This window comes from Desulfobulbus elongatus DSM 2908 (assembly GCF_000621145.1).
GTDB classification, from domain to species: domain Bacteria; phylum Desulfobacterota; class Desulfobulbia; order Desulfobulbales; family Desulfobulbaceae; genus Desulfobulbus; species Desulfobulbus elongatus.
Map to the genome: position 1 here is coordinate 26,467 of NZ_JHZB01000024.1, position 26,654 is coordinate 53,120.

Genomic DNA, 26,654 nt, shown 5'->3' on the forward strand with positions numbered 1-26,654 from the left:
ATCGCGAGGAGACGAATATGTCCAAGGGAGTGCTGGTCGACATGACCAAATGCTTCGGCTGCGGGGCCTGCACCGTGGCCTGCAAGCTGTGGAACGAAAAAAAATACGATGAAGTCAACAAACCCACCGTGGGCGAGGCCGCCCAACTGGTGGACATCAACTGGACCGTGGTCAGCAAGCACGACGTCACCGACGGAAACGGCGACGCGGCCTGGCGTTTTGCCAAGAAGCAGTGCCTGCACTGCGTCGATCCGGCCTGCGCCTCCTCCTGCCTGGTCGGGGCGCTGCGCCGGACCCCGGAAGGCCCCGTGGTCTATCATCCCGATCTCTGCGTCGGCTGCCGTTACTGCATGGTGGCCTGCCCGTTCAACATCCCCAAGTACGAATGGGACAAGAGCTTTCCCAAGGTTTCCAAGTGCCAGATGTGCTTCACCCGGGTGGTCGCGGGCGAGCAGCCCGCCTGTATCGCGGTCTGCCCGAACCAGGTGATGCAGTTCGGCGACCGCGATGCCCTGGTCCGGGAAGCCCATCGGCGGATAGCCGACAACGGCCAGCTGTATGTCAACCATGTCTTTGGCGAAACCGAGGTCGGCGGCACGGCCTGGCTGTACCTTTCGGACCAGCCGTTCGACAGGCTCGGTTTCAAAACCTCGGTGCCGCAGGAATCACTGCCGGCCTACACCTGGCAGATCCTGAGCAAGCTGCCGGCCATTCTGCTCGGCTGGACCGCGATTCTCTCCGGCATCTATTTCATCAACAAGCGCCGCAACGCCGCGGCTGAGGGCAAACAGGACACCACGGGAGGGCCGCAGGCATGACAATCAACGGTACTCGAATCACTTTCCGCATGACCCCGTTCCGGCTGGTTTTGATCGGTTTTTCCGTGATCTTCCTCGGTATCGTCGCCTATCGCCTGGTGAACGGGCTGCAGATGACCAATCTCACCGACGCCTGGCCCTGGGGGCTGTGGATCTTCATCGACGTCAAGCTGGGCGTGGCCCTGGCCGCCGGCGGCTTCACTACCGCCGGCATCTACTACGTGCTCGGCGTGAAAAAGGTCAAGTCCGTGGTCAAGCCCGCCATCCTCACCGCCTGGCTGGGGTACTGCCTGGTCGGCTTCGGCCTGCTCATGGATCTCGGCCGCTGGTACGGCTGGTGGCATCCCATCTTCAGTTGGGGCGAGCATTCGGTGATGTTCGAGCTGTACATGTGCGTGCTGCTCTACACCATCGTGCTCACCTGCGAATTCGCGCCGGTGCTGTTCAAGGGGCTGGGCATGCAAAAGATTTCCTCTTTCTTCACCCGCCTGACCGCACCGCTGGTCATCGGCGGCATCGCCCTGTCGACCATGCACCAGAGTTCGCTCGGCTCGATGTACGTGCTGACCCTGGGCAAGCTCAACGAGCTGTGGTGGACCATGCTCCTGCCGATCCTCTACTACTCTTCCGCGGTGGCCGTCGGCCCTGCGATGGTGACCTGCGAGACCGCCCTGGCCGGCCGCTTCTTCCGCCACGACTGGGATGCCCCGGCCATGACCTTCCTCGCCAAATGGTCGGGCTACGTGATGACCTTCTACGCGGTCCTCCGGATCGCGGATCTGACGATCCGGGGACAGCTGTCCGCCCTGTTCGCCCTGGACACGGTCAGCCTGATGTGCCTGCTGGAACTGGTGGTCGGCTGTCTCCTGCCGTTGTTCTTCTTCTGGAGCTGCAAGCTGCGCGGCAGGGAGATGACCAAGACCATGATCGTGCGCAACGCCGTGCTCATGGTGCTGGGGGTGGCGCTGAACCGGGGCAACGTGGTCTTCACCGGCATGGCCGAGGCGGCCGGTACCGGTTATTTCCCCTCGATGGCCGAGTTGTTCCTGAGTCTGGGGCTGATTTCGGCAGGCATCCTGCTCTACCTCTTCATCGTGGAAAATTTCGATGTTTTCCCGGCCCACGACCGGCAGGCCGCGACAAGCGCGTCCTAGAAGCGGGGCCGAGCCCCCGGGTACGCTTCGTGTCCCGGCCTCTTGTCGGCAGGGGGTTCCGGGCCTATTGTTTGCAGATGTTTTTAACGGCAGGCGGTCGACATGGCCGCCTGCCGGTCAGCGGGAGGTCCACCATGTCGAAAATCACCTTGAATACAACCGAATTCATCCGACCGACGGCAATCGATGCCATCCTCTCCCAGGCGGCCGCCACACCGGACAGAGCCATCGATGCCATTCTCGACAAGGCATCCCGCTTTGCCGGTCTGAGCCACCTCGAGGTGGCCAGTCTGCTCAAGATGGACAACAGGCACCTGCCCCGGCTGTTCCGGGTGGCCCGGACCATCAAGGAGGCCATATACGGCAACCGCATCGTCATGTTTGCGCCGCTCTATGTCAGCGATTACTGCGTCAATCGCTGCGCCTACTGCGCCTACAACGACTGCCACGGTTTCCGGCGCCGTAAGTTGACCCAGGACGAGGTCCGCGACGAGATCATCGAGATCGTGTCCATGGGCCATAAGCGGATTGCGCTCGAGGCCGGCGAGGACGATGTCAACTGCCCCATCGACTATATCCTCGACTGCCTGCGCACCATCTACCGGACCCAGGCGGACCTGTCCGGCGAAATCCGGCGGGTCAACGTCAACATTGCCGCGACCACGGTGGAAAATTACCGCAAGCTCAAGGAGGTGGGGATCGGAACCTATATCCTTTTCCAGGAAACCTACCACCAGCCGACCTACGAGAAGTTTCACCTGGCCGGCCCCAAACGGGACTACTGGTATCACACCACCGCGTTTGACCGGGCCATGAGTGCCGGCATCGACGATGTCGGCGCAGGGGTGCTCTTCGGCCTGCACGACCCGCTGTTCGAGGCCCTGGCCATGGTGATTCACAACGAGCATCTCGAGCAGACCTACGGCGTCGGCTTTCACACCATTTCGGTGCCGCGAATCCGCCCGGCGGAAGGAGTGGACCTGAGCACGGTCTACCCCAACATCCCCGACGATGCGACCTTCAGGAAAATCGTCGCCGTGCTTCGCCTGGCCGTGCCCTACACCGGTATCATCATCTCCACCCGCGAGAGCGCCGCCATGCGCAAAGACCTGCTCGACTGCGGCGTCACCCAGATGAGCGCCTGCAGCGCCGTCGGGGTCGGTGGCTACATGGCGGAAAAGCGCCGCCGTGAAACCGGCGAGACGGACCCGAACCTGACCGCCCAGTTTGCCAAGAACGACGAGCGTTCGGCCGATGAAATCATCGCCTGGCTCATGTCTGAGGGGCTGGTTCCCTCCTGGTGCACGGCCTGCTACCGTTCCGGCCGCACCGGTGATCGCTTCATGGCCCTGGCCAAAAGCGGCCAGATCAAAAACGTCTGCCACCCCAACGCCCTGATGACCCTCTCGGAGTACCTGGAGGATTACGCCTCGCCCGCGGTCAAGGAGGTCGGGTATGCCCTCGTGGACCGGGAACTGGACAAGGTGCCCAAGGCGGAACACCGCGAAAAGGCCCGGCGCAACGTCAATGCCATCCGGAGCGGCAAAACCCGGGATGTGTATTTCTAAGCATGCGTCCGCCCCACGGACGTATGCCTGATGGTTGTTTCCGACCGTTCTCCTGCGCCGGCGGATGTGTCGCGGCCGGTGCCGCCATGCGGGAAAACAGATGGAGCCCGCCCCGCCCGCAGGGGAACGGAAGCCGCGCCGACCGCCCCGGACATCCTCTGGCGGTTCGTCGACAGAGTGTTAGAAGCGGACATAGATCACGCGGCCCTCTTTCCGGATGACTGTCCCCTGAGGCGGGCTTTTTCACTCGCCTCCTCCTGTTTCAGTTTGGCGAGGAAGCCTTTCATGTCGGCCAGGTCCTTTTCCATTTCCCGCATCCTGTTTTCCAGATCGTTGGCCCTGGCCTTGGTTTCCACGGCATCGGCAAAGGCCATGAGATTGGCGCTGATCGCCCTGATGTACACCGCGTCGTCGGCCGCATAGATTTTTGCGAGCAGTTCCATGCTCCGCGCTATGCCAAGCGGATCGAGGACGGTTGCCGTGCGTGCTGACGCCACGGCGGGCATCACCCCCACGCCGCTCCCTTCCTCCTCTTCTTCCTCCCCCCAGAGCAGATAATTCATTGACCGGCCGGTCGACCTCGATACAGCTGCTATGTATTCGAGCGAGGGCTTCTGCTGGGTGCCCCCATGGATATTTGCCACGACGTTCCGCGAGACCCCGACTTTCTCAGCCCATTTTGATGGCTTCAACCCCTTCATTTCACATTCGATTCGTTCCCTCACTCGAGAGAAGTCGATACCAAGGTCTATTCTTGTCACGGCAACTTAATTTTTCCTTGCAAATAATTCATGGCAGATGTATCAAATGGCTATCAAAACTGAAAATTTAGCCGGAGCAGGGTGAAAAAGGACTGCATTGTGGCAGTTGGCAACTGCTCGGCAGGTTACCGTCAATCCCTGTCCGATGGGCGTATCCGCACCAATGTCGCCCCTGTTTCCGTCTTTTGAAAAGCGCCGGACACAAGGAGGATGTTCCTCGCATCAAACGGCTCGTCTTTTTCAGCATGCAGGCGAGCGAGTCCTGTTTTTCCGCAATGTGAGCAACACGGACAAGAAGAGGCGCCCCCTTCCAACGCATGGTTCCGCCCCCGTCGCCCGTGGCGCGGAACGTGTGACCAAGTCGTCCCCGCCGAGGAGTCGAACGATATGCTCGATGGCTGAACCGACGGCAACGAGCACCGGGTTGGGGGCCGTCACCAGGACCACGGCGACGGGATGGTCGACACTCTCTCCCTGACCGCATTTCCAACTGTTTTGATTGCATCAGTAAAGGGCGATTTCCATGAACGACCTGCAACACCTTTTCAAGCTGCGCGGTGTCCTCATGCGCGAACTTGCGGAGCAACTCGGCTGCAACATGCACTCGGTACAGAAGACCGTCAAGGGAACGAGGGAAAACCGGCATATACGCGAAGGCATCGCCGGATATCTCGGTCTTCGGGTTGACGAGTGTTTCGGGCCGGCTTCACGCAGCCCCCTGCGGCGACTGATCAAGCAGGAGATTGTACGGAAGCGCAAGGAGTACGAGCAGGCCCTGAAAAGAAAAGCCCTTGGAGAACCTACCCTATCATCGGGGCAACAGACCGTCAACGTCTAGCCCTGGAAAAAGAATAGACAAAACAGGCGGACACCCAACGGGATCGACGTCGGTGGCACGCGGAACGCCGCAGATTGGCCGGTACTTCACACCGCCGGAGGGGGTGTCATGGCGAAGGGCACGTCGGCGGCGATGATCGGCGGACAGCCGCCGAGTTACAGTCATGACGGGGATTGCCGGAACAGGACCCGGCGGAAGATGATCGCGGCGATGGGTTCGCACGAGGCCAGGGCGGGCGGCTGGGGGGCGATTGCCGCACAGCGGATGGCGGAAAAGCCGGGAATCGGTCGATCCCGATCAGCCGGGCAGAGGTGCGGCACCAGATAGGGTGATGGCTTGACGGTCACGGTCGCCCGTGTCGGCGAGAAATGGCAAGCGGCGGGAGTTAAATGGTGAGCAGATCCTCGAAGTTGATGTCCGCGCCGAGGACGCCGACCCATGTGCCGTCCCGGTACACCGGCACCGAGATGGTGAGGCAGAAGGTGTTGGTGGCGTCCGATTTGTAGATGTCCGAGATATAGGACGTCCCCGTGTCCCGCACCTTGCGGAACCAATCCTTGCGGCTCCAGTTTTTTCCCCTGGAACCCTGATCGCAGGCGGCGGCCGTGCCCCGGCGCTGGACGTTGCTTGAAATCTGCACGCCGGCGGCGTCGGTCAGGTACATCAGTTCGAGGTACGACAGGCGCTGCAGATGGCGCTGCAGGGCCTGATCGGTGCGACCGCCGGGGGCGCGGATATCCGCATCCTCGGCCGCGGCGATCACGGCGGCCTCGGCCTTGCGGTACTGGGGCAGAATGAAGAGGCCGGTGGCCAACAGTTGCTGTTCGGTGAGGGTTTTGACCTTTTCCGCCAGTTCCGCCAGCTTGCCGCTGTCGCTTTCCCCCTCCCTGCCGATGGCGGTGATCCGCGCCAGATCGTCGGCGAACAGGGCCACCGCCTGTTTCTGGTCCGCCACTGCGCTGATCACCGATTCCAATTGATGGTGGAACCGCCGGTGTTCCCGGCTGACCTGCTGCAGGGCGGCCGAGGCGTCGCGGTTGCCCTGCACGCTCGAGGCGACGCCATCCTGCACCCGTGCCACCGCGCCGACGGTTTCCCCGATCAGCTCGCTGATCGCCAGCAGCGAATCCTTGACCTCCTGGGCCGCCCTGGAGGTCTCCTGGGAAAGCTGCCGGATTTCGTGGGCGATGACCCCGAAGCCGGCGCCGTGCGCCCCGGCCCGTGCCGCCTCGATGAAGGCGTTGAGGGAAAGCAGGCCGGTGTGGTCGGCGATGTCGGAAATGGTTTCGATGATCGAACCGATGGAACGCGACTGCCGGTCCAACTGGGCGATGGCCTCGGTCAGCCGGTCGACGTCCTGCTCCATGGTATGCATCCGCTCCAGGGCCTGATCGGTGAGAGTGCCGCTCCGGCCGATCTCGTCGACGATCAGGGCCGATTGGTCCAGGGCGTGATTGGCGCTGTCGGCGGAGGCGCCGATGCCCTCGGCCAGCCGGCGGCAGGTGCCTTCGATCTGTTCGGCCCTGCGGGAGAGCGCTTCCGAGGAATGCTTGACCTTGCCGGCAATGGCATGGGTCAGCGGGGCTACGGTCGCTGTTTCGATGTTGCGGCGGGTGAGGTCGAGCACGAAGGACCGAAGCCGGCCGAACATCCGGTCGAGCGCGTCGGCCAGCAGATTGGCCGGCCCGGTTCCCGGCAGGGTGAAGGAGCGGGCCAGATCCCAACGGCCGGCCAGATCGTCGGCGATGGCGCGGGCGCATTCCGCCCGCCGTTTTTTTTCAGCAGTACGCAGGATATTGAACATGGGATGGGTGTTCCGGGATGGGACGAGTGTCAGTCGAGGCGGAATTGCCGAATCAGTTCCAGGGCCCGTCGGTCGTCCACGGGCCGGGAAAACATGAATCCCTGGGCCTTGTCGCAGTTGAGCGCCCGCAGCCGGTCGAGCTGCTCGCGGTTTTCCACCCCCTCGGCGATGACGGTCAAGCCCAGGCTGCGGGCCAGGGAGATGATCGATTGCACGATCTGGTCGTTTTCCCGGGTGTGGTCGAAACCGCTGATGAAGGAACGGTCGATCTTGAGATGATCGATCGGCATGCGGCGCAGATAGGAAAGGGAGGAATAGCCGGTGCCGAAATCGTCGATGGCGATCTGCACTCCGAGGCCGCGCAGCCGGTTGAGTTCGGTGACCGTGCGGCTGACATCGTGCATGAGCACCGATTCGGTGACCTCGATCTTGAGGCAGGAGGGCGTCAGCCGGTTCTGTTGCAGCATCTCGGCCACGTGCTCGACCAGGCCGGGTTTGACGAACTGGCGGCAGGAAACGTTGACGCTCATGGTCAGGTCGCGGGCGGCGATCAGGGATTCCTGCCACTTTTTCAGTTGACTGCAGGCCTCGCTGATCACCCATTTGCCCAGGTCGACGATCAGTCCCGTTTCCTCGGCCAGCGGGATGAAGCGGTCGGGCGGGATCATGCCGCGCAGGGGATGGTCCCAGCGGATCAGGGCCTCGAAGCCCACCAGCCGCTCGTCGGCCACATTGACGATGGGCTGATAATGAAGCGTGAGGTCGGCGCAGTTGTTCTTGGTCAGCAGCTCCCGCAGCTCGGCTTCGAGGTTGATCGACTCGACCAGTTCCTGGTGCATGCGCTTGTCGAACAGCACCATGCCCTTGCCCTGCTGCTTGGCCTTGTACATGGCGATGTCGGCGTCGCGGAGCACGTCCTCGGCCGAGGTGTAGCCGTCGATTCTGGGCACGATGCCGATGGAGGCGCCGGGGGTGACATCGTTGCCCAGCAGCGAGAAGGGGCGGCAGAGGATGGTGTGCATGCGCCGCGTCACCTTGCGCACCTCGGTGGCGGTGGAAAATTCTTCCAGGATGATGGCGAACTCGTCGCCCCCCAGGCGGGCCACGGTGTCGACGGCGCGGACGCAGCCCGACAGCCGCTTGCCGACCTCGATCAGCAACTGGTCGCCGGCCGCATGCCCCAGGTGGTCGTTGACCGCCTTGAATTTGTTGAGATCGATCATCAGCACCGCATAGAACAGTTCCGGCCGCCGCCGCGACCGTTCCAGGGCCCGTTCGAGCCGCTCGCCGAACAGGGTGCGGTTGGGCAGGCCGGTGAGGGCGTCGTGGAAGGCCTGGTGGGTGATCTGGGCCTCGAACGATTTCCGTTCGGAAATGTCCTGATAGATGTAGATGATGCCGTTGATCGTCCCGCCGACCCGGATGGGAAAACCGATCATGTCCACCGGGATCAGGGTACCGTCGCGGTGGCGGCGGCCGGTCTCGCACTGGACGGTTTCGCCGGCAAGGATCGCGTTGCGCAGGGTTTCGCATTCGGCCAGCAGTTCCTCGGGGACGATCAGGGCGCGCATGCCGAAGCCGATGATGTCCACGGCCCGGTATCCGAACAGTTTCTCGAAGCCCCGGTTGCAGTTCACCACGTTGCGGCGGGTGTCGATGATGACGATGGCCTGGGGGGAATTGGCGAAAAGCTGCGAGAAATAGGCCCGTTGCACTTCGAGATCGGACTCGGTCCGCTTGCGGTCGGTGATGTCCATCACCGTGCCCTCGTAGTAGCTGACAAGGCCGTTGTCGCCGTACACGGCGCGGGCATTCTCGGTGATCCAGATCACCTCGCCGTCCTTTTTGCGCACCCTGGATTCAAAGCCGATCACCTTGTCGTCCCGCTCCAGCAGGCGGACAAACTCGTCGCGGCGCTTGGGCTCGACATAGAGCTGCCGCTTGATGTCCTTGAAATGCGCGACCAGGTCGTTGGTCGAGGTGAAGCCGTAAATCCTGGCCAGGGCCGGATTGACATCGAGGTAGCGACCGTCCGGCGTGGTGAGGAAAATCCCCTCCACCGCGTTGTCGAAAAGGTGCCGGTACACGGTTGCGGCATTCTGTCTCGTTGCGGCATCGTTGGTATGCATGCTGGATCGATATGTCGAGAGAACCTGAAGGGAGTATGTGTTCATCTCGCCCCTGAAGCAATTGTCGTACCACAATGTCCCTTTGGCGCCGGACCCCGCCGGAGTGACGCTCGGTCGGCGGCTTGGCAACCAAAGTCAAGAAGTCAGTGATTGCAACGGTTCTGGCAGCGCATTTCATTTTTGTTCGTAATGATTTTTTGTTATTACAAATGCGTATCCATGCCATGGCCGCCGGCCGGCCGCGGTATCGGTGCGGTCGGGAGTGGAACGGGGTGGGAGTGTGCGCAACCGAGCGGGGTATCCCGATAAAATTCCGGGATTGCCCGCAATGGATCGGGACGAAATAAGTCCTTGCATTGTTGCTTGGCCCGACTATTTTAGGCCATTTGCCGCTGGCGCGGTGGCCCAAGGGACGTGCGGATGCCCATCGCCGAGAGCACAACGGTCGGAGTTTGCCCGAGTGAATGGTTTGAAGAACGAAATCGCCAGGTTCTCCCCCCTGCTCGACTCCGCCTCCCCGGGAGACGGCAGGCAGTGCCGACTCCATTTCCTCCGGACCGATGTCCGGATACTGGTGCTCCTGCTCAGCGTGGGGGTGGGCTTCAATCTGCTCTGGCTGCGGGCCGATCACCTGTTTCTGCGGGGCACCGCCGCCTTTCCCTGGATTCTCGGCCTGCGGTTTGCGCTGATCGGCCTGTCGCTGTGGACCATCGCGGTTGTCCGGCGGACCGACGATCCCGCCCGATTCGACCGCTGGTCCTTTCTCTGGGCGATCGCCTGCGCCATCGCCGGTAACCTGATCACCCTTTCCCGGCCCGAGACCTATATCGGACATGTAATCGTCGAACCGGTGGTCATCATCGGCCTGTACGCCCTCCAGCCGAGCCGGGCCCTGTTGCGGGCCGTGCCGCCCCTGCTGTTCAGCCTGGGCAGCCTGACCATATTCTTTGCCAAGAAAGTGGCCGTGGGGTCTATGACGTCCCTGTCGGTGGTGAGCGCCTACAGCTTCGCCAACCTGATCGGCTGGGTGGTCTCCACCAACTGGCAGCGCTCCCGCCGGGAATCCTTTTGCGCCAACCGGCTGCTGGCGCAATGGTATCGGCAGGCCGAGGAAGGATGGCTCGCCGCCGAGGCCTCGGAACGGAACTTGGAGAGGATCATCGACGCCTCGCCCAGCATGCTGTTCGTGGTGGATACCCAACAGCGCATCACCCGGGTCAACCAGACCTTTGTCGACTGCCTCGGCATCACCCGGCGGCAAGCGCTCGGCCGCCGCTGCTGCGAACTGCTCTGCGGTACCGCCCTGTCCCCTGACACGGATTTCCTGCACGACCTTCTCAACCAGGAGAAACCGTGCACCCGCGAGACGCGGTTTCTTCCCTTCGGCAGCGACTGCCGGATCATGGCGGCGCCGCTGTTTGACCGGGTCGGCCTCCCCGAAGCCACCGTCTTCATTGTCCAGGATATCACCGAGGAAAAGCGCGCCGAACGGGAGTTGCGGGCAACGCGGGAAATGTACCGTTCCCTGGTGCGCGACAGCCACGGCATCATCTACACCATCCGGCCCGACGGGGTGGTGACCTATGTGTCGCCCAGCTTCACCAGACTGCTCGGCTATGCGCCCGAGTTCATTGTCGGCAAGCATTTCCGGGTGATCGTCCATCCGGAGGACGTGCCGGCATGCGCGGCCTTTCAGCGGAAACTGCTGACGGACGCCGAGGTTGCCGGCGGCATCGAGAATCGCGTCATCCATCGGGACGGCTCCGTCCGCTGGCACTTTTCCAGTCTGAATCCCTGCCACAACGAAGCCGGTTCCATCGAATGGTTCGTCGGCAACGCCATCGACATCACCGAACTCAAGCGGTACCAGGTCGAACTGGACGCGGCCCGCGAGGCGGCGGAAAAGGCGAACAAGGCCAAATCCGAGTTTTTGGCCATGATCAGCCACGAGATCCGCACGCCGCTGAATGCGATGGTCGGCTTCAGCGCCCTGGCGCGGCAGACAACCGATGTCGCCCGGCTGAAGGAATACGTCGACATCCTCGACCAGTCCTCCCGGTTGCTGATGGATCTGGTCAACAATATCCTCGACACGTCCAAGGCCGAGGCCGGCCAGCTCCATCTCGAGAGCATTCCGTTCAACTTGCCGGACGCCATCGACCTGCTGCATTGGCAGTACGCGCCGATCGCCGCCCGCAAGCAGCTCGCTTTCCTGGTGCACAGGGAGGCCAGTGTGCCGGCCTGGGTCAGTGGCGATCCCATCCGCTTCCGCCAGGTCGTGGCCAACCTGCTCAGCAACGCCATCAAGTTCACCGAAACCGGGGAGGTGTGCCTGACCGTGCGGGGGGCGGGGCCGGCGGAGCAGGAGGGCGGCCTGATGGTCCGCCTGGAGGTCAGGGACACCGGCATCGGCATCGACGAGTCCGGTCATGAACTGCTGTTTCAGCCCTTTCTGCAGCTCGATCCGGGCACGGCCCGCAAATATGGCGGCAGCGGGCTGGGGCTGGCGATCGTCCGGCGGCTGGTGGAACTGATGCACGGCCGCATCGAGGTGGCCAGCCGGTTCGGCCGGGGCAGCTGCTTCACGGTGGAACTCCCCTTCCTGCCGGCCGTGCCGCCGCAGGGCCGGGAAGTCGAGGTCGCATCGGTGGGGTCGCTCGCCCTGCTGGTGGTGGAAGACAATGTCTACAACCGGCTCCACCTCCGCGATACGCTCCGGCTGTGGGGGCATGCGGTCACCGAGGCGGCAACGGCCCGACACGCCCTGGATCTGCTGAGCCGGCACCGCTATGACGCCGTGGTGCTCGACATCCGGATGCCGGATATGGACGGAATCGAGCTGACCCGCCGCCTGCGGGAGGAGGAACGGTCGTCGCACCGGGAGCGGACGCCGGTCGTCGCCTTCACCGCCGATACCGAGACGACGACCACGGAGCGGTGCCTGGCGGCCGGCATGCAGGCCGTCCTGTTCAAGCCGCTCGATCCCCGGCTGCTCGCGCGCAGCCTGGAGACCCATTGCCGCAAACCGGAGCCGCCCCAAGGGCTGCCGGCTACCCCGGAGGAAGGATCCCCGCCGGCGCCGGCCGACAACGTGCGTGCCGGTCTCGGTCCCGATCCGGTGCGGATGAACATGTATCTCGGCCTGCTCCGCGAAGACATGGTCCGGGAACTCGACCGCCTCGACCGGGCGCTCCTGGCCGAGGACCGCGATCTCTGCCAGGCGGTGGCCCACAGCCTGAAGGGTCTTTGCGGCTCACTGCAGGACAAGCGCCCGGCCGAACTCGCCGCGAGTCTGTACGTTCAAGCGCCGTTTCTTCCGTTTTCGGAACTCCGCGCCCTGGTGGCGCGATTGCGGGCCGCCGGCCGCTGCGCCGAAGCCGGCGTCTGACGGGGAGGATCACCGTGAAGGCGCCCGCGGCCACCATTCTGATTGTCGACGACAAGCCCAGTTTCCGTTTCCTGCTGGAGACGTACCTCAGGGATGCCGGCTATGCGGTCCACAGCGCCGCCAACGGCGGGGAAGCGCTGGCAATGCTGGAGCGGACCGGCATCGACCTGGTGCTTTCCGATCTGGTCATGCCGGAGATGGATGGGGTGACCCTGCTGCGCGAGGTGCACCGCCGCGTGCCCCGGCTCCCCTTTCTGGTGCTCACCGCCCACGGGAGCGTCGAAACCGCCGTGGCCGCCATGAAGGAGGGCGCGGACGACTACCTGCTCAAGCCGATCCACCGCGACGAGCTGCTGCTGACCATCGGCCGGCATCTGGAAAGCCTCCGCCTGCGGCAACGCTGCGACCAGATGGAGAGCCTGTTCAACGAGCAGTTCAGCTTTCAGAACATCAAATCGGTCACGCCGGCCATGGGCGCCGTGCTGAACGCCGCCCATCAGGTGGCCTCCTTCCCGCGGACCACGGTGGCCATTTACGGCGAAAGCGGCACCGGCAAGGAGGTGCTGGCCAGGGCCATCCACATCGCTTCCGGCTGCGCTGCCGCCGCCTTCATTCCCGTGAACTGCGCCGCCATTCCCGAGCCGTTTCTCGAAAGCGAGCTGTTCGGCCATGTCAAGGGGGCGTTCACCGGCGCGGACAGTCCGCGGGAAGGCAAGTGCCGCCGCGCGCTCGGCGGCACCCTGTTCCTCGACGAGATCGGCGACATGCCCCTTGCCCTCCAGGCGAAACTGCTCCGGGTGCTTGAAGAAAAGGTGTTTGAAAGCGTGGGATCCGATCTGCCGCAGGCCGCGGACTTCAGGATCATCGTGGCCACCCATCGCGACTTGAAGGAGCTGTCCCGGCAGGGGCGGTTCCGCACCGACCTCTTTTACCGGCTCAATGTCTTTCCCCTGACCTTGCCCCCCTTGCGCCAGCGCAGGGCGGACATTCCCGGCCTGGTCGACCATTTTCTCGACGCCTTTCGCCATGACCAGGGCAAGACCCCGGCCGGACTGTCCAACGCGGCCATTGACCTGCTCATGCGGCACGACTGGCCGGGGAATGTGCGTGAACTGCGCAACTGCCTGGAATATGCCACGATTGTCAACAACGGCGGCCCGATTCAGCCCGAACAGCTCCGTCTCCAGCAGCAGGCCGCCCCGCCTGCCGGTGCCGCCTCCGACACAATCACCCTGCATTTCGAATTCACCGCCGATGAATTCTCCCATGAAGCGGTGGTGCACCGGCTGCTGGAGTGGGCGCTGCAACGGACCGGCAACAACAAATCGGCAGCCGCCCGGCTGCTCAGGACCACGCGAAAGCTGTTTTACTGAGGTTTGGATTTTGTCCGGATTTGGACATGGTGTCCTTCTATGGACAACTTCCGCTGCCCCTGCTTATCAATGATCCGGAATCATTGTTTATTTTATCGGCACGCTTTCTGCTATACGGGTACGATTATTCGTTTTTGTCGGCGGTCTTGTCCGCAACGGCACAGGGCGGCCGAATGTTCCGAGGGGAGGGCAAGGGTGTGATGCATGCCGGTAGCGGACCAGGGGGACAGAGCGGCACGGGTACGCGGCCGGCCGATGCCGACCGTTCTCCCGGCGTCCCTGCCGCCGCGTTCGGCGCGGTTGGACGCGGCGTTGACGTGAACCGGCAAGCCGCTGCCCCCGGCCGTTCCGCCGTTGCCGGCATTTTCCCCGCCTGCCCGTACTGACGGATTCCGCCGATGTCGATCCTGCCCCGGCGTTGGTCCATCAAATACCACCTGGCCGGCGTTTTTTCCGCGGCCGTCGCAATGACCCTCATCGTGTCCGGCGCGGTCATTTACGCCCTTGTTGCCGACATGGTGCAGCGCACCATGATGGACAAGCTGGCCATCGCCACCACCTCGGTCAGGGATGTCGTCGAACACGCCGCCGCCATGGCGGTCCGCAACCACCTGCGGACGCTGGCCGAGGTCAACCTCGCCTTGCTGGACGGCCTGGAACAACAGGTGCGGTCGGGCCGGCTCGACGCCGCCGAGGCACGGACGCGGGGCGAGGAACTGCTGCTCCGGCAGTCCGGCGGTGGCGGCCATGTCGTCGTCTCCGCCCTGTCGAGCCGGGGCATCGTGCAGGTCCATCCCGAACCGGCCCTTCGGCGGGCCGATCTGTCGGCACACCGGGTCGTCCGGCAGCAGATGCTGCGGAAAAACGGCTATCTCGAAGACGAATGGCAGGACGCGGGCGACCCCCGGCCCCGGCCGAGAGCCCTGTACATGCTGCATTTCGCCCCGTGGGACTGGATCGTTTCGGTCTCGTGCGACCGGCAGGACCTGGGCTTTCTGGTCAACGACCTCCGCCTGGGCCTGAAATCGCACCGGTTCGGCGAAACCGGCTACGCCTTCATCGTCAGCACCGGCGGCGAGCTTCTCCTGCACCCCTGGCTCAAGGGCAATGTCCGCACCTTTGAGAACGAGATGATCACGTCGGTGTTCGCGCGCATTGTCGCGCTGAAAAAAGGCGCGTTCTTTTATGAGTGGGAGGATCAGGAAACCAGCGAGCGCAAGAAAAAAATAGTCTTCTTCGACTACATCCCCGCCCTGCAGTGGATCGTGGCCTCGACGGTCTACGTCGATGAAATGCTCGCGCCCCTGGTCAGGCTCGGCTGGATCATCTGCCTGACGGTCGCGGGTGCCCTGGTCTGCACGGTCTGGTTGAGTCTCTCCCTCGGCTCGATGATCACCGCCCCCCTTTCCCGCCTGACCCGGCAGATGCAAGGCGCCACCGAGGACAGAGTCGATGTGGTCGCCGACGAGCAAGCCCTGGGCGAAATCGGTCTTCTCGGTCGCCACTTCAACGCCCACCTCGACCGGCTCCGGCAATCGAATCTCAAGGTGCTCGCCGAGATCAGGGAGCGGATCCAGACCGAGCAGCAGTTGCTCATCTACCGCCAGGCGGTCGAGCATGCCCTGGAGGGGATCGTCATCACCGACGCGGATGCGAACATTCTCGCCGTCAATCGCGCCTTCACCGAAATCACCGGCTATGCCGCCGACGAGGTCCGGGGGAGCAACTGCCGGGTGTTGCAGTCGGGGCGGCATGGCCGGGAGTTCTACGAGTACCTTTGGCAGGCCCTGCTGGACAAGGGGCGGTGGACCGGCGAGATGTGGAACCGGCGCAAGTCGGGCGAGGTGTATCCACAGGTTCTCAGCATCAGTGCCATCGACGATCAGGCGGGGGGGCGCAGCCATTACGTGGGCGTTTTTCACGACGTCACCGAGATGAAACGGCAGGAGGAGCACATCGCCCACCAGGCCTATCACGACGCCCTCACCGGCTTGCCCAACCGCCTGCTGGCCTTTGACCGGATCAAGGTCTCCATCGCCCATGTCAAGCGGGGCGGCACCAAGCTGGCGGTGCTGTTCCTGGATCTCGACAATTTCAAGAACGTGAACGACACGCTGGGCCACGAGTGGGGCGACAGGCTTCTTTTGCAGGTGGCCAACCGCCTGGCGGCGAACCTGCGGGAGGAAGACACCGTGGCCCGCCTGGGAGGCGACGAGTTCCTCGTCCTGGTGGCCGCGGTGGCCTCGGAGTCGGTGGTGATCGAGCTGGTCAAGCGGCTGCTCCACAGTTTCGCCCTGCCGTTCACCGTTGCCGGCAGCGACCTGTTCGTCACCGTGAGCATAGGGGTGGCGTTCTATCCCGATGACGGCGGCGACCCCGGCACCCTGACCAAGCATGCCGACATCGCCATGTATCAGGCCAAGGCCCGGGGCAAAAACAACTACTGCCTGTTCACCTCCGAACTGAGCGAGCGCATCTCCACGCGGCAGCAGATGGAACACGATCTCCGCCAGGCCGTGCTGGACCGGGAGTTCATCGTGTTCTTCCAGCCGAAATGCAACCCCTCCGCCAACACGGTCGTCGGGGCCGAGGCCCTGGTGCGCTGGCGGAAAAAGGACGGCAGCATCGTCAACCCGAACGAATTCATTCCCCTGGCGGAGGAGACCGGCCTGATCGTTCCCCTGGGCGAACAGATCCTGGAATACGCCTGCCAGGTGCTCAACGCCCTCGGCGCCCGCGGGCGCGCGGATCTCACCATCGCGGTCAACCTGTCGCCGCTCCAATTCATCCAGGGCAACCTGGTGGAGCGGATTGCCGCCATGCTGCTGAAATACGGAATCGCGGGATCGCGGCTCGAACTGGAAATCACCGAGACCGCCATGATGACCAACCTGGCGAACACGGTGAAAACCCTCAACAGATTGGTGCAGATCGGCATCGGCATCGCCATCGACGATTTCGGCACCGGCTATTCCTCGCTCTCCTATCTCAAGCGGTTCCCGATCCGGACCTTGAAGATAGACCGCTCCTTCATCCGCGACCTGCCGGACGATCCCAGCGACGCCCAGTTGGTGGAGACGATCATGCTCATGGCGCACAATCTCGGCATCGACGTGGTGGCCGAGGGGGTCGAGTCCGAGGCGCAGCTCGAATGGCTCAGGCGGTACCGCTGCGAACAGATCCAGGGGTATGTCTACAGCGGGCCGTTGCCGGTCGACGATTTTCTCGCCTTTGTCGACACCGGTCCGGTTCCCGGGGCGGGGGAAGAAACTGGAAGGATGTGAGACGTGCAGTGAACGCAGGAATAAACACGAACAAGGAGGAACAATGAACATTCGATCGATTGGTTTTCGGCTGATTGCAGGTGGGTGTCTTGCGGTTGTTATTCCACTCATGGTGGTGGGTTTCCTGGCGGTCTCCAAATCGGCCACCGCCCTGACCGCCATTTCCCGCGACAATGCCGCGTCCCAGGCGGAAAAACTGGCGCTGGTCATCTCCTCGACCCTCGACGCCCAGGCAAAAACCGCCTCCGCCCACGCCGTCGACACCAATGTCCGGCTGATCGGGCAGAAGGTGAAGGAGTTGGGCCTGAGCGGCGCGGCCGCGGACATCGCCACCCTGCGGCAGCAGATGAAGGCCAAGTTCAAGCAGTTGGACGAGAGCTATCTCGGCATATTCGTCACCGATGACAAGGGCTACATGTACACCGGCGAACTGGCGGGCGGCGAGGAGTACAAGGGCGTCAACCTGGCGGACATGGCGTATTTCCAGAAGGCCAAGAGCAGCGGCAAGGCGGTGATCGGCGACATCGTCTTCTCCAAGGTGACCGGCGATGTCATCTACGTCCTCTGCGCGCCCATCTTTTCCTATGCCGGCGAGTTCCTCGGGGTTTTCGGCCTGTCGCTCAAGGCACAGCCGCTGATCAGCCACGTGTCGTCGGTGAAGGTCGGTTCCACCGGCTACGCCTTCATGTGCGACCAGAACGGCCTCATCATCGCCCATCCCAAGAAGGAGTTGGAGCAGAAGCTGGATCTCAAGACCCTGGCCGGCATGGAGGCCATTACCAGGGAGATGGTGGCCGGCGGCAAGGGCGCCCAGGATTACGTGTTCACCGGCGTGCCGAAGATCGCGGGATACGCCCCGGTCGCCATCAAGGGGTGGAGCATCGCGGTGACCCAGGATGCGGCCGAGTTCCTGGCCTCGACCCGTTCCATCCGCACCTCCATCCTGCTGATCACCCTGGTCACGGTGGCCCTGGTCTGCGGCGGGGTGCTCCTGTTCTCCCGCAGCATCACCGTGCCGCTGAAACGGGCGGTGGCCGGGCTGGAGGACATCGCCGAGGGGGAGGGCGACCTGACCATGCGGTTGCGCGTCAACTCCAGGGACGAGATCGGCGAGCTGGCGCGCTGGTTCAACCTCTTCATCGAGAAACTCCAGGACATCGTGGGCAGGATTGCCGAGAACACCCGCTCCATCGACGCCTCCTCCAACGACCTGGCCAAGGTGGCGGCCGATCTCTCCACCAATTCCGAGGATACGTCCCGGCGGGCCGACAGCGTGGCCGCCGCCGCCGAGGAGATGACCGTCAACCTCAACAACGTGGCCGCCGCCATGGAACAGTCGACCACCAACACCTCCATGGTGGCGAGCGCCGCCGAGGAGATGACGGCGACCATCAGCGAGATCGCCGACAATGCCCAGAAGGCGCACGCCATTTCCCTGGCCGCCGTGGAACAGGCCAATTCGACCTCGGCTAAGATGGCGGAGCTGGGCAGGGCGGCCCAGGCGATCGGCAGGGTCACCGAGGCGATCACCGAGATCTCCGAACAGACCAACCTGCTGGCGCTCAATGCCACCATCGAGGCCGCCAGGGCCGGGGAGGCCGGCAAGGGGTTTGCCGTGGTGGCCAACGAGATCAAGGAACTGGCCAAGCAGACCGCCGCCGCCACCCTCGACATCAAGAATCAGATCGGGGAGATGCAGTCGACCACCGGCACCACGGTCGAGGAAATCAAGCACATCTCGCAGGTCATTCACAATATCAACGAGATCGTCACCGTGATCTCGACTGCGGTCGACGAACAGAGTTCGGCAACGCAGGAAATCGCCAATAACATTGCCCAGGCATCGCAGGGCATGAGCGAGGTGAACGAAAACGTCAGCCAGAGTTCGGCGGTGGCGGCCTCGATCACCAAGGACATCACCACGGTCAACACGGCCTCCAGCGAGATTTCCGCGAGCAGCCAACTGGTGAAGACCAGTGCCGCGGATCTGCAAAAGCTGGCGGCGACCTTGAAGGAGATCGTCGATGGGTTCAAGATCTGACGCATCGGGGTTTTGCCGATGACGGTCCCGAAACGTATGCTGGCCGCCGTCGTCAGGGCGGTGGTGGTCCTGCTGCCCCTGGTCGTCCTGCTGGCCTGCGGCTGGTGGTTTTATCACGCCGAAAGGAACTCCGCCAAGGTGCGGGCGGAGCGGCAGCTGGAAGCCGTCGCCCTTCTCAAGGCGAACCAGTTGGCGGATTGGCGGGCGACTCGGCTGCGCGACGCGCTTCTGCTGACCGAAAACCCTGTCGTGCGGGAAGAGGCCGTGCGGCTGCTGAGCGCTCCGGACCAGGGCCGGACGGAAACGCTGTCGCGTCTCCTGCGTCCCATCCAGCAGCAGGGCGTCTGTGCCGATCTGTTGCTGGTCGACGGCGACGGTCGCATCCGCCTCGGCGGCCGGGGCGACGAACGACGGGAGCGGGGGGCCGCCCTTGCCGCGGCTTTTCACCGGGAACAGCCCGTGCTGGTGGAAGTGCCCGCCGATCCCGCCGTCCCGGAACCCCGGATCGAGCTGGTGGTGCCGTTGTTCAGCGCGGAGCGCCCGCCCCGTTTTCCCGTGGGCGCGGCGGTGATGGTCTATGAGGGTGCCCAGGGGGTGTCTTCCATGCTCAGGTTCCGGGTCACGCCGACCCCGACCATGGAAGCGCTGCTGGTGCGGCGGAGCGGCGAAGGCGGCGGCCCGCCGGCAGCTATACCCGGTTCGCTCGCGGCCACGGCTCTCGCCGGCCATGTCGGTGTCGTCGAGGGACCGGACGACCGCGGGATCGCCTCGCTGGCGGCCATCGCGCCGGTTCCCGATTCCGACTGGGTGGTCATCGTCAGGGAAGAAGCGGCCGAGATCTTCGGCGTCTGGCGCTTTCGGGCCGCCCTGCTCATGCTGGCCTTCGCCGTCCTGACGGTGGGCGGCGGCGGCCTGGGCCTGTTTGCCTGGCAATACAGGCAGAAGGCGTACTACAAGGCCCTGTACGAAACCGAGGCCCGGCTGCGCCACAGCCTGGAACGCCACCGGATCACCTTGCAGGCCATCGGCGACGGCATCATCGTCACCGACGGTTCCGGCCGGATCGAACTGTTCAACGCCATGGCAGAGGCCCTCACCGGCTGGACGCACGAGACCGCCTGCGGCCGACCCCTGGCCGAGGTCTTTCCCACGGTGGCGGGGACAACCCTGCCGGCGCGGGAGGAACAGGTTCCTTTCGTCCCGGAGGGGGGCGGCCTGGTGGAGGGATACAGCCAGGTCCTGTTGCGGACCCGCAACGGCGCCGAACGGGCGGTGATGGTGTCGATTGCGTCGATGTTCGATACCCGGGGAGCGGCCATCGGCGCCGTGCTGATTTTTCGCGACCAGATGGAGGAGCGCAGGATGCATCGACTTGTCGGTACCCGGTTGCACCTGCGGGAATATGCCGAGACGCACAGCCTGGACGAATTCCTGATCAAGGCCCTGCACGAGACGGCGCTGTTGGTGACCAGCCCCCTGGTGTTCCTCCAGACCGCCGAGCCGGAGCGGAGAACGCTGGCCATCCGGCGGCTCCCGACCCCGAAGGAAACGGCAGCGGGCCATACCGGTTCATGGGCGGCATTCGAGGACATCAGCGGGCCGGACGGGCACTGGCCGGACATCCTCCACCACGAACGGCCGGTCATCCGCGAACAGCCGGCACCGAGCCGGGCGGCCAACGGCGGGACGCGCCGATTCGGGACCGTCCGGGACGTGCTGGCGCCCGTGCTCAGAAACAACCGGGTCGTTGCGGTTCTCGGGGCGGCGGACAAGCAGGAGCCGTTCACGGAAAAGGACGCCGACATCATCGTGCAGATCGCCGAGGACATCTGGCGGCTCGCCGAGCAGAAAACGGTGGAGGAGGCGCTGCTGGCCAGCGAGCGGCGGTACCGGACGCTGTACCGCAGCATGATGGATGCCTTCGTGGTCACCGACCTGCGCGGCAACCTCCGGGAATGCAACGATGCCTACGGGGCCATGCTGGGCTATTCGGTCGACGAACTCAAGCGGATGAACGTGCGCGACATCACCCCCGGGCAGTGGCTGGCCTTTGAAAAGGAACACATCAGGAAGCAGCTCATGCACGAGGGCTGCTCGAGCCTCTATGAAAAGGAGTACCGGCGCCGGGACGGCACGGTCTTTCCCGTCGAGCTGCGCACCTTTCTCATCGTGAACAACGAGGGAATCCCGGAGGGGATGTCGGCCGTGGTCCGCGACATCACCGAGCGCAGAGCGGCCGAGGAGGAACGGGACAGGCTGCGCGAACAGCTGAACCAGTCGCAGAAGATGGAGTCCGTGGGCCAGCTGGCCGGAGGAGTTGCCCACGATTTCAACAACATGCTCAGCGTCATCCTCGGTTACGCGGAACTCGCCTCCCGGAAGGTGGGGCAGGCGGACCCGGTGTATGCGAGCCTTCGGGAGATCGTTTTGGCGGCCAGGCGTTCGGCGGAGATCACCCGGCAATTGCTCGCCTTTGCCCGCAAGCAGACCATCGCCCCCAAGATGCTCGACCTGAACGGGACCATGGGCGGCATGCTGAAAATGCTGCAACGGCTCATCGGCGAAAACATCGAGTTGCAGTGGCTGCCGGGGAAGGATCTGTGGCCGGTGCTCATGGACCCGTCGCAGGTGGATCAGCTCCTGGCGAATTTGTGCGTCAATGCCCGCGATGCGATGAAGAACCGCGGCGGCAAGATCACCATCGAAACGGGCACGGTGACCTTTGACGCCGCCTATTGCGCCGAACGCGCCGGCTTCATCCCCGGTGATTTCGTCCTGCTGGCGGTGAGCGACACCGGCTGCGGCATCGAAAAGGATATCCTCGACAAGATTTTCGAGCCGTTCTTCACCACCAAGGGCATGGGCGAGGGGACCGGCCTCGGCCTGGCCACCGTGTACGGCATTGTCAGGCAGAACAACGGGTTCGTCAATGTGTACAGCGAACCGGGCGAAGGCACGACCTTCCGCCTGTATCTGCCGCGGGCCGAGGGATCGGCGGCACGGGATGACGAAACCGCGCCGCCGGACGTGCACCTCGCCGGGCGCAACGAAACGGTCCTGGTGGTGGAGGACGACGAGACGATTCTGACGCTCAACCGGAACATCCTCGAATATCTGGGCTACGCCGTGCTGGCCGCAACCTCACCGAGACAGGCCCTGCAACTGGCCCGGTGGCATGCCAGGGACATCCGGTTGCTGATCACCGACGTCATCATGCCGGAGATGAACGGCAGGGAGCTGGCGAGGGAGATCCAATTCTTCTGTCCGTCGGTCAAGGTGCTGTTTGTGTCGGGCTATACGGCCAACGTCATCGCGCACCGGCATGTCCTGGACGAGGGCGTCAGTTTTCTGGCGAAACCCTTCTCGACGGAGGATCTGGCGGCCAAGATCCGGGAGGTGCTGGACGCGAAGGGATAGGGCGGGTCTACGGCGATCGGCGGCATTCAGTCGGTCCGGGCGGGCAACTCGCGCAGGAGTTTTCGCGCCATGACGGCAAGAAGGCCCACTCCGGCGACGAGGACCAGCCACAGCAGGATCTGCTGCCAGGAGGCGGCGGCATCCGGCTGTAACGCCCGGTCGCCGCCGAGGGAGACCGGCGCGCCCGGCACGATCCGCCGGACATGGGCTTCGGTGCCGGTCTGCCGCAACGCGGCCAGCACCAGGGTGTCCTGGCCGGAATCGGCCCCGGCGGCCCTGGCGCTGCCGAAGGCCAGGAGGTACGGTCCCTGTCCCCGGCCGAGGAAAAGGATCTCTTGCCGGCGCCAACCGAGGTCCAGTTCCGGCAGGGGTCCCTTGCCCTCCAGGCCGGCATGGTCGGCGACGACCCGGATGCGCCACTCCGGAGCCGGGATCGGCGGGCAGGTCGCCGGTGGATTGACCAGGGGCGTGCCTTCCCGGTCAAGACGATAGAAGTCGGCCCGGACCACCTGCCGCCAGGGACCGTCGTTCGCGGAGCGGGCCTCGATGACGGCCCGAAGCAGGGAATTGGCCGTGGGAAACCGCAGTTGCACGGCCGTCACCGCCATTTTTGCCTCCAGGCGATAGGCGATGATGCGTTGCCCCTGCTCCTCCGTGGCCCGGTCCGCCCGAAGCCGCGCCCATTGCCACTCTTCGTCGGCAACGGGCGGACCGGTGAGACCGACGACCTCCCGCAGGAGCAAAGGCTCCCGGCAGTCGATGCAATCCAGGCGAATATACGGTAGCGGCTTGCCGGGGAGCGAAATGCGGCGGGCAACGACCTGGCTGCCCTGGTAGCTGAGATCGGCCAGCACCACCCGGTCGACCAGGGGCGACCAGTGCACCAGGTCGCTGCTGTGCATCAGGGACAGGGTCAGGAGACCGGTGGACGGGCTGCGCCAGTGCAGTTCGAGCGCCGAGGGGCCGGTGCCGTTCCATCGGGCGGTGTCGAGCAGATACGAGCCGGCCGGAGGGGCCGGGGTCCTGGTGCCGGCGTCCACCGCGAGCACCGTGCCGTCCGGCTGCAGGGCAACCCGGAGCGACAGGTCGCCGGTCTGCGCCGAGCGGACGCCGGGCAAGGGAAAGAAGGGCACGGCCCGCCGGATTGCCCGGTCCTCCCCGGCAACTCCGCGCACCACGTGGGGCACGGCCTCGCCGGCACCGTTGAACACCCGGACATCGGCGAGATCCGGGCGTTGCGCCTTCTCGTAGACGGCCGGCGGCAATTCGACCACGTGGATGCCCGTACCATCGGCCCCCGGAAGCGCGAAACCGGCGGCAAAGTCGTTCGGAACGAGGGCGGCGGCCCACGACGGACAAACGAGGGCGAAAAGACACAGGCAAGCGGGCACGGCACGGTTCATGGCGACGGTTCCTTGGCGCGGGGAGGCAGGGGGGCGAAAAAGCCGATCACCAGCATCAGCAGGCCGACCACCAGGAAGGAGACGATGCGGCCGATGGCGCCGGTGCCCGAAAGATCGACGAGAAAGAGTTTGATCACCGTCAGGCCGAGCAGGCCGGCGCCGCCCAGCCAGAGGGGCCGGTGTCCCCTTCGGGCGCCCCGGATGGTCAGGGCCAGGGCGAGCACCGACCACAGCGCGGCGATGCCCGCCTGCATGATCGACGAGGCGAACAGGGCGTCGAGACGGTAGGGCACCCCGGCAAAGAAGTGGACGCTCCGGCCGACGACCGCGTTCAGCCAGAAAAACGCCAGGGCGGCCACCACCAGGAGCCACCAGTGCGGTGCGTTGCCTTTCCGGGCCGCCCGGACGCCCCGGAACGCGGCCAGCAGGAGAATGGCCAGTTCGGCCAGCTCCAGCGGATTGCACAGGGGCAGGTAGGGCAGGGGGGCCGGATCGCCGCTCACGGCAAGGGAGGCGAACAGCCACAGCAACAGGAGCGCCAGGGGCACGTCGGTGCCGATGCCGTGGTAGGCCCGGGCGAAACGGGCCACCGGCCAGACGAGGCGGTCTCCTTGCCATTCGAGGAGCGAAAGGAACGCGACCGGCACAAGGCCCCAGCAGGCCAGCGACCATGTCCCGGCGAGGCCCGGCAGGTGGTCGACCCGCCATGCGGCCTCCACGGTGACAACGGCCAGCAGCAGCCACAGGGTGAGTTGGTGCCAGAGGGGGAGGATATTCCGGGGCAGGTCGTCCTGAAAGCGGAAGAGCAGGCCGTACTGAAGCGCCATGGCCAGCGGCCAGGCCAGCCAGCCCCAGCCCGTCAGCAGCGGATTGCCGTGCCAGTCCATGGCCTGGGCGCAGAAAGCGAGCAGCATGAGGGGCAGCAGGAGCAGGAGCGCGGTGAAGAGCCGGGACCACCTGAACCAGCGGGCAGCCGCGCCCAAGCCCGCCGCGGTGGTGCCCGAGAACAGGAGAAAGACCGGGAAGAGCGCCTGCCCGTCGACATGGCGGTCCAGGTCCGCGAACCCGCCCACATGCCACCAGGCCAATCCCCAGGCCAGGATAACCCGGGCTGCAGGCCCTTCCCAGTCGAATGGCCGTCCCTGATGTCGGTCCAGCCAGTACGCCGAGAGTATCCCCGCCGCCGCCAGCAGGCCGCAGCCGAGGAACAACCGGTTGGCGAAGAGAATGGCGCCGGAGTTCGCCGGCGAGTCGATGAAGGCGAGCGCCGCTCCCAGTTGCAGCAGCAGGCCGAAGATCCGGGCCGACCGCCGATGCTGCCGGATCCCGACCCACACCAGGGCGGCGCCCTCGAGGGCCCAGGCCGCGGTGGTCCAATGGGGATCGAGCCCCAGTGGAATGGCGAGGCTGGCGAAAACCACGCCCAGGGCGAGAAAGGCCTCGGTCAGCAACCGCATGCCCGCCCCCATCCGGTTCCACAGCAGGCGCGCCAGGCCGAGGTACCAGCCGCCCAGCGCCAGGGCGCTGAACGCGGGGCCATGGCGGACATCGATGACCAGGCAGGCCTGGAGGCCGCTGGCCACGATCGGCAGGCCGAACACCAAGGGGCCGTCGATAACGCCGCGCAGGTGTAGGGGGTGACGATGGGCGAACAGCACGGCGATCAGGCAGTACATCACGAAAAACAGGATGAGAAAGGGTTCGGTGGTGGCGAAATGGGCGGGAATGTAGGCCGAGGTGCCCCAGAGGGCGGCCACGCCGAAGGTGAAGACGAAGCCGGTGAGATGCAGCTCCCGCCAGGCCTTGAACCAGGCGATGGCGAGGATGCCGCCGTTCAGGAAGGCATAGTACGAGAAGAGGAGCACATGGCTGCCGCCGCCGGAGGACATCAGAACCGGCGCGAGAAAACCGCCGACCGAGCCGGCAACGGCCAGTCCCCTGGCATTCTGGAGGACGGCCAGGGCGCAGGACAGTCCGACCAGCCCGATCATCACCGCCAGGGCCAGCGGAAGAGGCAGCAGGTGGTAGACTTTGGCCGAGGCAAAGACCACCAGGTAGAGAATGCCGATACCGGCCCCCTCCAGACCCAGGCCGTACAGGGCGTGCCCGTGCCGCAATCGCCAGCCGAGCAGCAGCAGGACGAGGGCGCCGGCGGCCACGCCGGCGAGCCGCAGTTCGATGGGGAGCAGGTTGCGCTGGGCCGCGTAGTTCAGAAGAAAGGCCACGCCGAAAAACAGCACCACGATGCCGGCCTTGAGGACCGGATTGCCGCCGGTAAGCCAATGCAACAGCCGGGCAAGCAGGTCGGGCACGCGGTCTGAGGGGGGCATCGGGGGGACCGCCGCGGGTGCGGCATCCGCCGGGGCCGCCGTTTGCTCTCCGGGCAGCGGTTCCAGGGACACGGCGGACGGCTGGACACGATCGTCGGCTCGCTCTTCTCGCCAGGACGCCTGCGCCGATTCCGGCGGCGGCGTTTGCCGCTCCGGCCGGGGTATCTGCGCAAGCGACGTCTCCAGCCTGTTGATCCGGCGGCGCAGGGCGACCACCTCGATCAGGAGATAGGCCACCGCGCCGGCCAGAAGACCGGGCACAGGGCCGTGGAAGGAGAGACTCGCACCGGCGGCGCCGGCCAGGAAGATAGCCAGAAGGGTCAGTATCGTTCGCATCGCGGATGGG

General features: G+C 64.7%; 16 protein-coding genes. 10 read left to right on the forward strand and 6 right to left on the reverse strand.

What is annotated here, in order from left to right:
- Window positions 1-17: 17 nt before the first annotated feature.
- From Q362_RS0112265 to hydG, 3 genes are all read left to right on the forward strand, one after another.
- Window positions 18-818 carry a 4Fe-4S dicluster domain-containing protein gene (locus Q362_RS0112265; protein WP_028318931.1) on the forward strand — a complete coding sequence of 267 codons (801 nt, stop codon included), beginning with the start codon at window positions 18-20 and terminating at the stop codon, window positions 816-818.
- Window positions 815-1,972 carry a polysulfide reductase NrfD family protein gene (locus tag Q362_RS0112270; protein ID WP_028318932.1) on the forward strand — a complete coding sequence of 386 codons (1,158 nt, stop codon included), beginning with the start codon at window positions 815-817 and terminating at the stop codon, window positions 1,970-1,972. Before Q362_RS0112265 ends, Q362_RS0112270 begins: the two co-directional genes overlap by 4 nt.
- A 134-nt stretch (window positions 1,973-2,106) precedes the next feature.
- Entirely contained in the window at window positions 2,107-3,540 is a 1,434-nt protein-coding gene (gene hydG, locus Q362_RS0112275) for a [FeFe] hydrogenase H-cluster radical SAM maturase HydG (RefSeq protein WP_051554238.1), read from the forward strand.
- Between the two features lie 197 nt (window positions 3,541-3,737).
- On the opposite strand, the gene Q362_RS0112280 is transcribed toward hydG, so the two are convergent.
- A complete protein-coding gene (locus tag Q362_RS0112280; protein WP_157470082.1) occupies window positions 3,738-4,103 on the reverse strand; it encodes a hypothetical protein in 366 nt (121 codons plus the stop codon).
- Window positions 4,104-4,824: 721 nt separating this feature from the next.
- Here Q362_RS0112280 and Q362_RS0112285 point away from each other — a divergent pair.
- A complete protein-coding gene (locus Q362_RS0112285; RefSeq protein WP_028318935.1) occupies window positions 4,825-5,139 on the forward strand; it encodes a hypothetical protein in 315 nt (104 codons plus the stop codon).
- 161 nt (window positions 5,140-5,300) lie between these two features.
- Here Q362_RS0112285 and Q362_RS23630 read toward each other — a convergent pair whose 3' ends face one another.
- Genes Q362_RS23630 through Q362_RS20455 form a run of 3 tightly spaced genes read right to left on the reverse strand, consistent with a single transcriptional unit; the run spans window position 5,301 to window position 9,072 of the window.
- Window positions 5,301-5,486, reverse strand: a complete 186-nt coding sequence (locus tag Q362_RS23630; protein ID WP_157470084.1) for a hypothetical protein — start codon at window positions 5,484-5,486, stop codon at window positions 5,301-5,303.
- A 38-nt stretch (window positions 5,487-5,524) separates the two neighbouring features.
- Window positions 5,525-6,943 carry a methyl-accepting chemotaxis protein gene (locus tag Q362_RS0112295; RefSeq protein WP_028318937.1) on the reverse strand — a complete coding sequence of 473 codons (1,419 nt, stop codon included), beginning with the start codon at window positions 6,941-6,943 and terminating at the stop codon, window positions 5,525-5,527.
- A gap of 29 nt (window positions 6,944-6,972) precedes the next feature.
- Window positions 6,973-9,072, reverse strand: a complete 2,100-nt coding sequence (locus tag Q362_RS20455; protein ID WP_245590220.1) for a sensor domain-containing protein — start codon at window positions 9,070-9,072, stop codon at window positions 6,973-6,975.
- Between the two features lie 460 nt (window positions 9,073-9,532).
- Between Q362_RS20455 and Q362_RS0112305 the strand changes: the two genes are divergently transcribed.
- The 6 genes from Q362_RS0112305 to Q362_RS22880 are packed head-to-tail and all read left to right on the forward strand — an operon-like array spanning window position 9,533 to window position 22,575.
- Window positions 9,533-12,460 (forward strand): PAS domain S-box protein, encoded by a 2,928-nt coding sequence (locus Q362_RS0112305; RefSeq protein WP_169737419.1) that lies wholly within the window; start codon window positions 9,533-9,535, stop codon window positions 12,458-12,460.
- A gap of 14 nt (window positions 12,461-12,474) precedes the next feature.
- Entirely contained in the window at window positions 12,475-13,833 is a 1,359-nt protein-coding gene (locus tag Q362_RS0112310; RefSeq protein WP_035216593.1) for a sigma-54-dependent transcriptional regulator, read from the forward strand.
- A 26-nt stretch (window positions 13,834-13,859) separates the two neighbouring features.
- Window positions 13,860-14,219, forward strand: a complete 360-nt coding sequence (locus Q362_RS0112315) for a hypothetical protein (RefSeq protein WP_028318940.1) — start codon at window positions 13,860-13,862, stop codon at window positions 14,217-14,219.
- Window positions 14,220-14,231: 12 nt separating this feature from the next.
- On the forward strand, window positions 14,232-17,117 hold the full coding sequence (locus Q362_RS20460; RefSeq protein WP_051554241.1) for a bifunctional diguanylate cyclase/phosphodiesterase: 2,886 nt from the start codon (window positions 14,232-14,234) through the stop codon (window positions 17,115-17,117).
- Window positions 17,118-17,160: 43 nt separating this feature from the next.
- Window positions 17,161-19,158, forward strand: coding sequence for a methyl-accepting chemotaxis protein (locus tag Q362_RS0112325; protein ID WP_028318941.1), 1,998 nt, complete (start codon window positions 17,161-17,163; stop codon window positions 19,156-19,158).
- A gap of 18 nt (window positions 19,159-19,176) precedes the next feature.
- Window positions 19,177-22,575: a PAS domain S-box protein gene (locus tag Q362_RS22880; protein WP_084312659.1), complete on the forward strand. Its 3,399-nt coding sequence runs from the start codon at window positions 19,177-19,179 to the stop codon at window positions 22,573-22,575.
- A 26-nt stretch (window positions 22,576-22,601) separates the two neighbouring features.
- On the opposite strand, the gene Q362_RS0112335 is transcribed toward Q362_RS22880, so the two are convergent.
- Window positions 22,602-23,978, reverse strand: a complete 1,377-nt coding sequence (locus Q362_RS0112335; protein WP_028318942.1) for a DUF3999 family protein — start codon at window positions 23,976-23,978, stop codon at window positions 22,602-22,604.
- The gene (locus tag Q362_RS0112340) at window positions 23,975-26,644 is read right to left on the reverse strand and encodes a DUF2339 domain-containing protein (RefSeq protein WP_028318943.1); all 2,670 of its coding nucleotides are present in this window, start codon (window positions 26,642-26,644) and stop codon (window positions 23,975-23,977) included. Before Q362_RS0112340 ends, Q362_RS0112335 begins: the two co-directional genes overlap by 4 nt.
- Window positions 26,645-26,654 lie beyond the last annotated feature (10 nt).

Bases quoted from the DNA above. Each gene is read 5' to 3' on its own strand.
- Q362_RS0112295 (WP_028318937.1), bottom strand. From the start codon at position 6,943: ATGTTCAATATCCTGCGTACTGCTGAAAAAAAACGGCGGGCGGAATGC.
- Q362_RS20455 (WP_245590220.1), bottom strand. From the start codon at position 9,072: ATGCATACCAACGATGCCGCAACGAGACAGAATGCCGCAACCGTGTAC.
- Q362_RS0112280 (WP_157470082.1), bottom strand. From the start codon at position 4,103: ATGAATTATCTGCTCTGGGGGGAGGAAGAAGAGGAGGAAGGGAGCGGC.
- Q362_RS20460 (WP_051554241.1), top strand. From the start codon at position 14,232: ATGTCGATCCTGCCCCGGCGTTGGTCCATCAAATACCACCTGGCCGGC.
- Q362_RS0112315 (WP_028318940.1), top strand. From the start codon at position 13,860: ATGGTGTCCTTCTATGGACAACTTCCGCTGCCCCTGCTTATCAATGAT.
- Q362_RS0112285 (WP_028318935.1), top strand. From the start codon at position 4,825: ATGAACGACCTGCAACACCTTTTCAAGCTGCGCGGTGTCCTCATGCGC.
- Q362_RS0112265 (WP_028318931.1), top strand. From the start codon at position 18: ATGTCCAAGGGAGTGCTGGTCGACATGACCAAATGCTTCGGCTGCGGG.
- Q362_RS0112270 (WP_028318932.1), top strand. From the start codon at position 815: ATGACAATCAACGGTACTCGAATCACTTTCCGCATGACCCCGTTCCGG.
- Q362_RS0112335 (WP_028318942.1), bottom strand. From the start codon at position 23,978: ATGAACCGTGCCGTGCCCGCTTGCCTGTGTCTTTTCGCCCTCGTTTGT.
- Q362_RS0112325 (WP_028318941.1), top strand. From the start codon at position 17,161: ATGAACATTCGATCGATTGGTTTTCGGCTGATTGCAGGTGGGTGTCTT.
- hydG (WP_051554238.1), top strand. From the start codon at position 2,107: ATGTCGAAAATCACCTTGAATACAACCGAATTCATCCGACCGACGGCA.
- Q362_RS0112340 (WP_028318943.1), bottom strand. From the start codon at position 26,644: ATGCGAACGATACTGACCCTTCTGGCTATCTTCCTGGCCGGCGCCGCC.
- Q362_RS22880 (WP_084312659.1), top strand. From the start codon at position 19,177: ATGACGGTCCCGAAACGTATGCTGGCCGCCGTCGTCAGGGCGGTGGTG.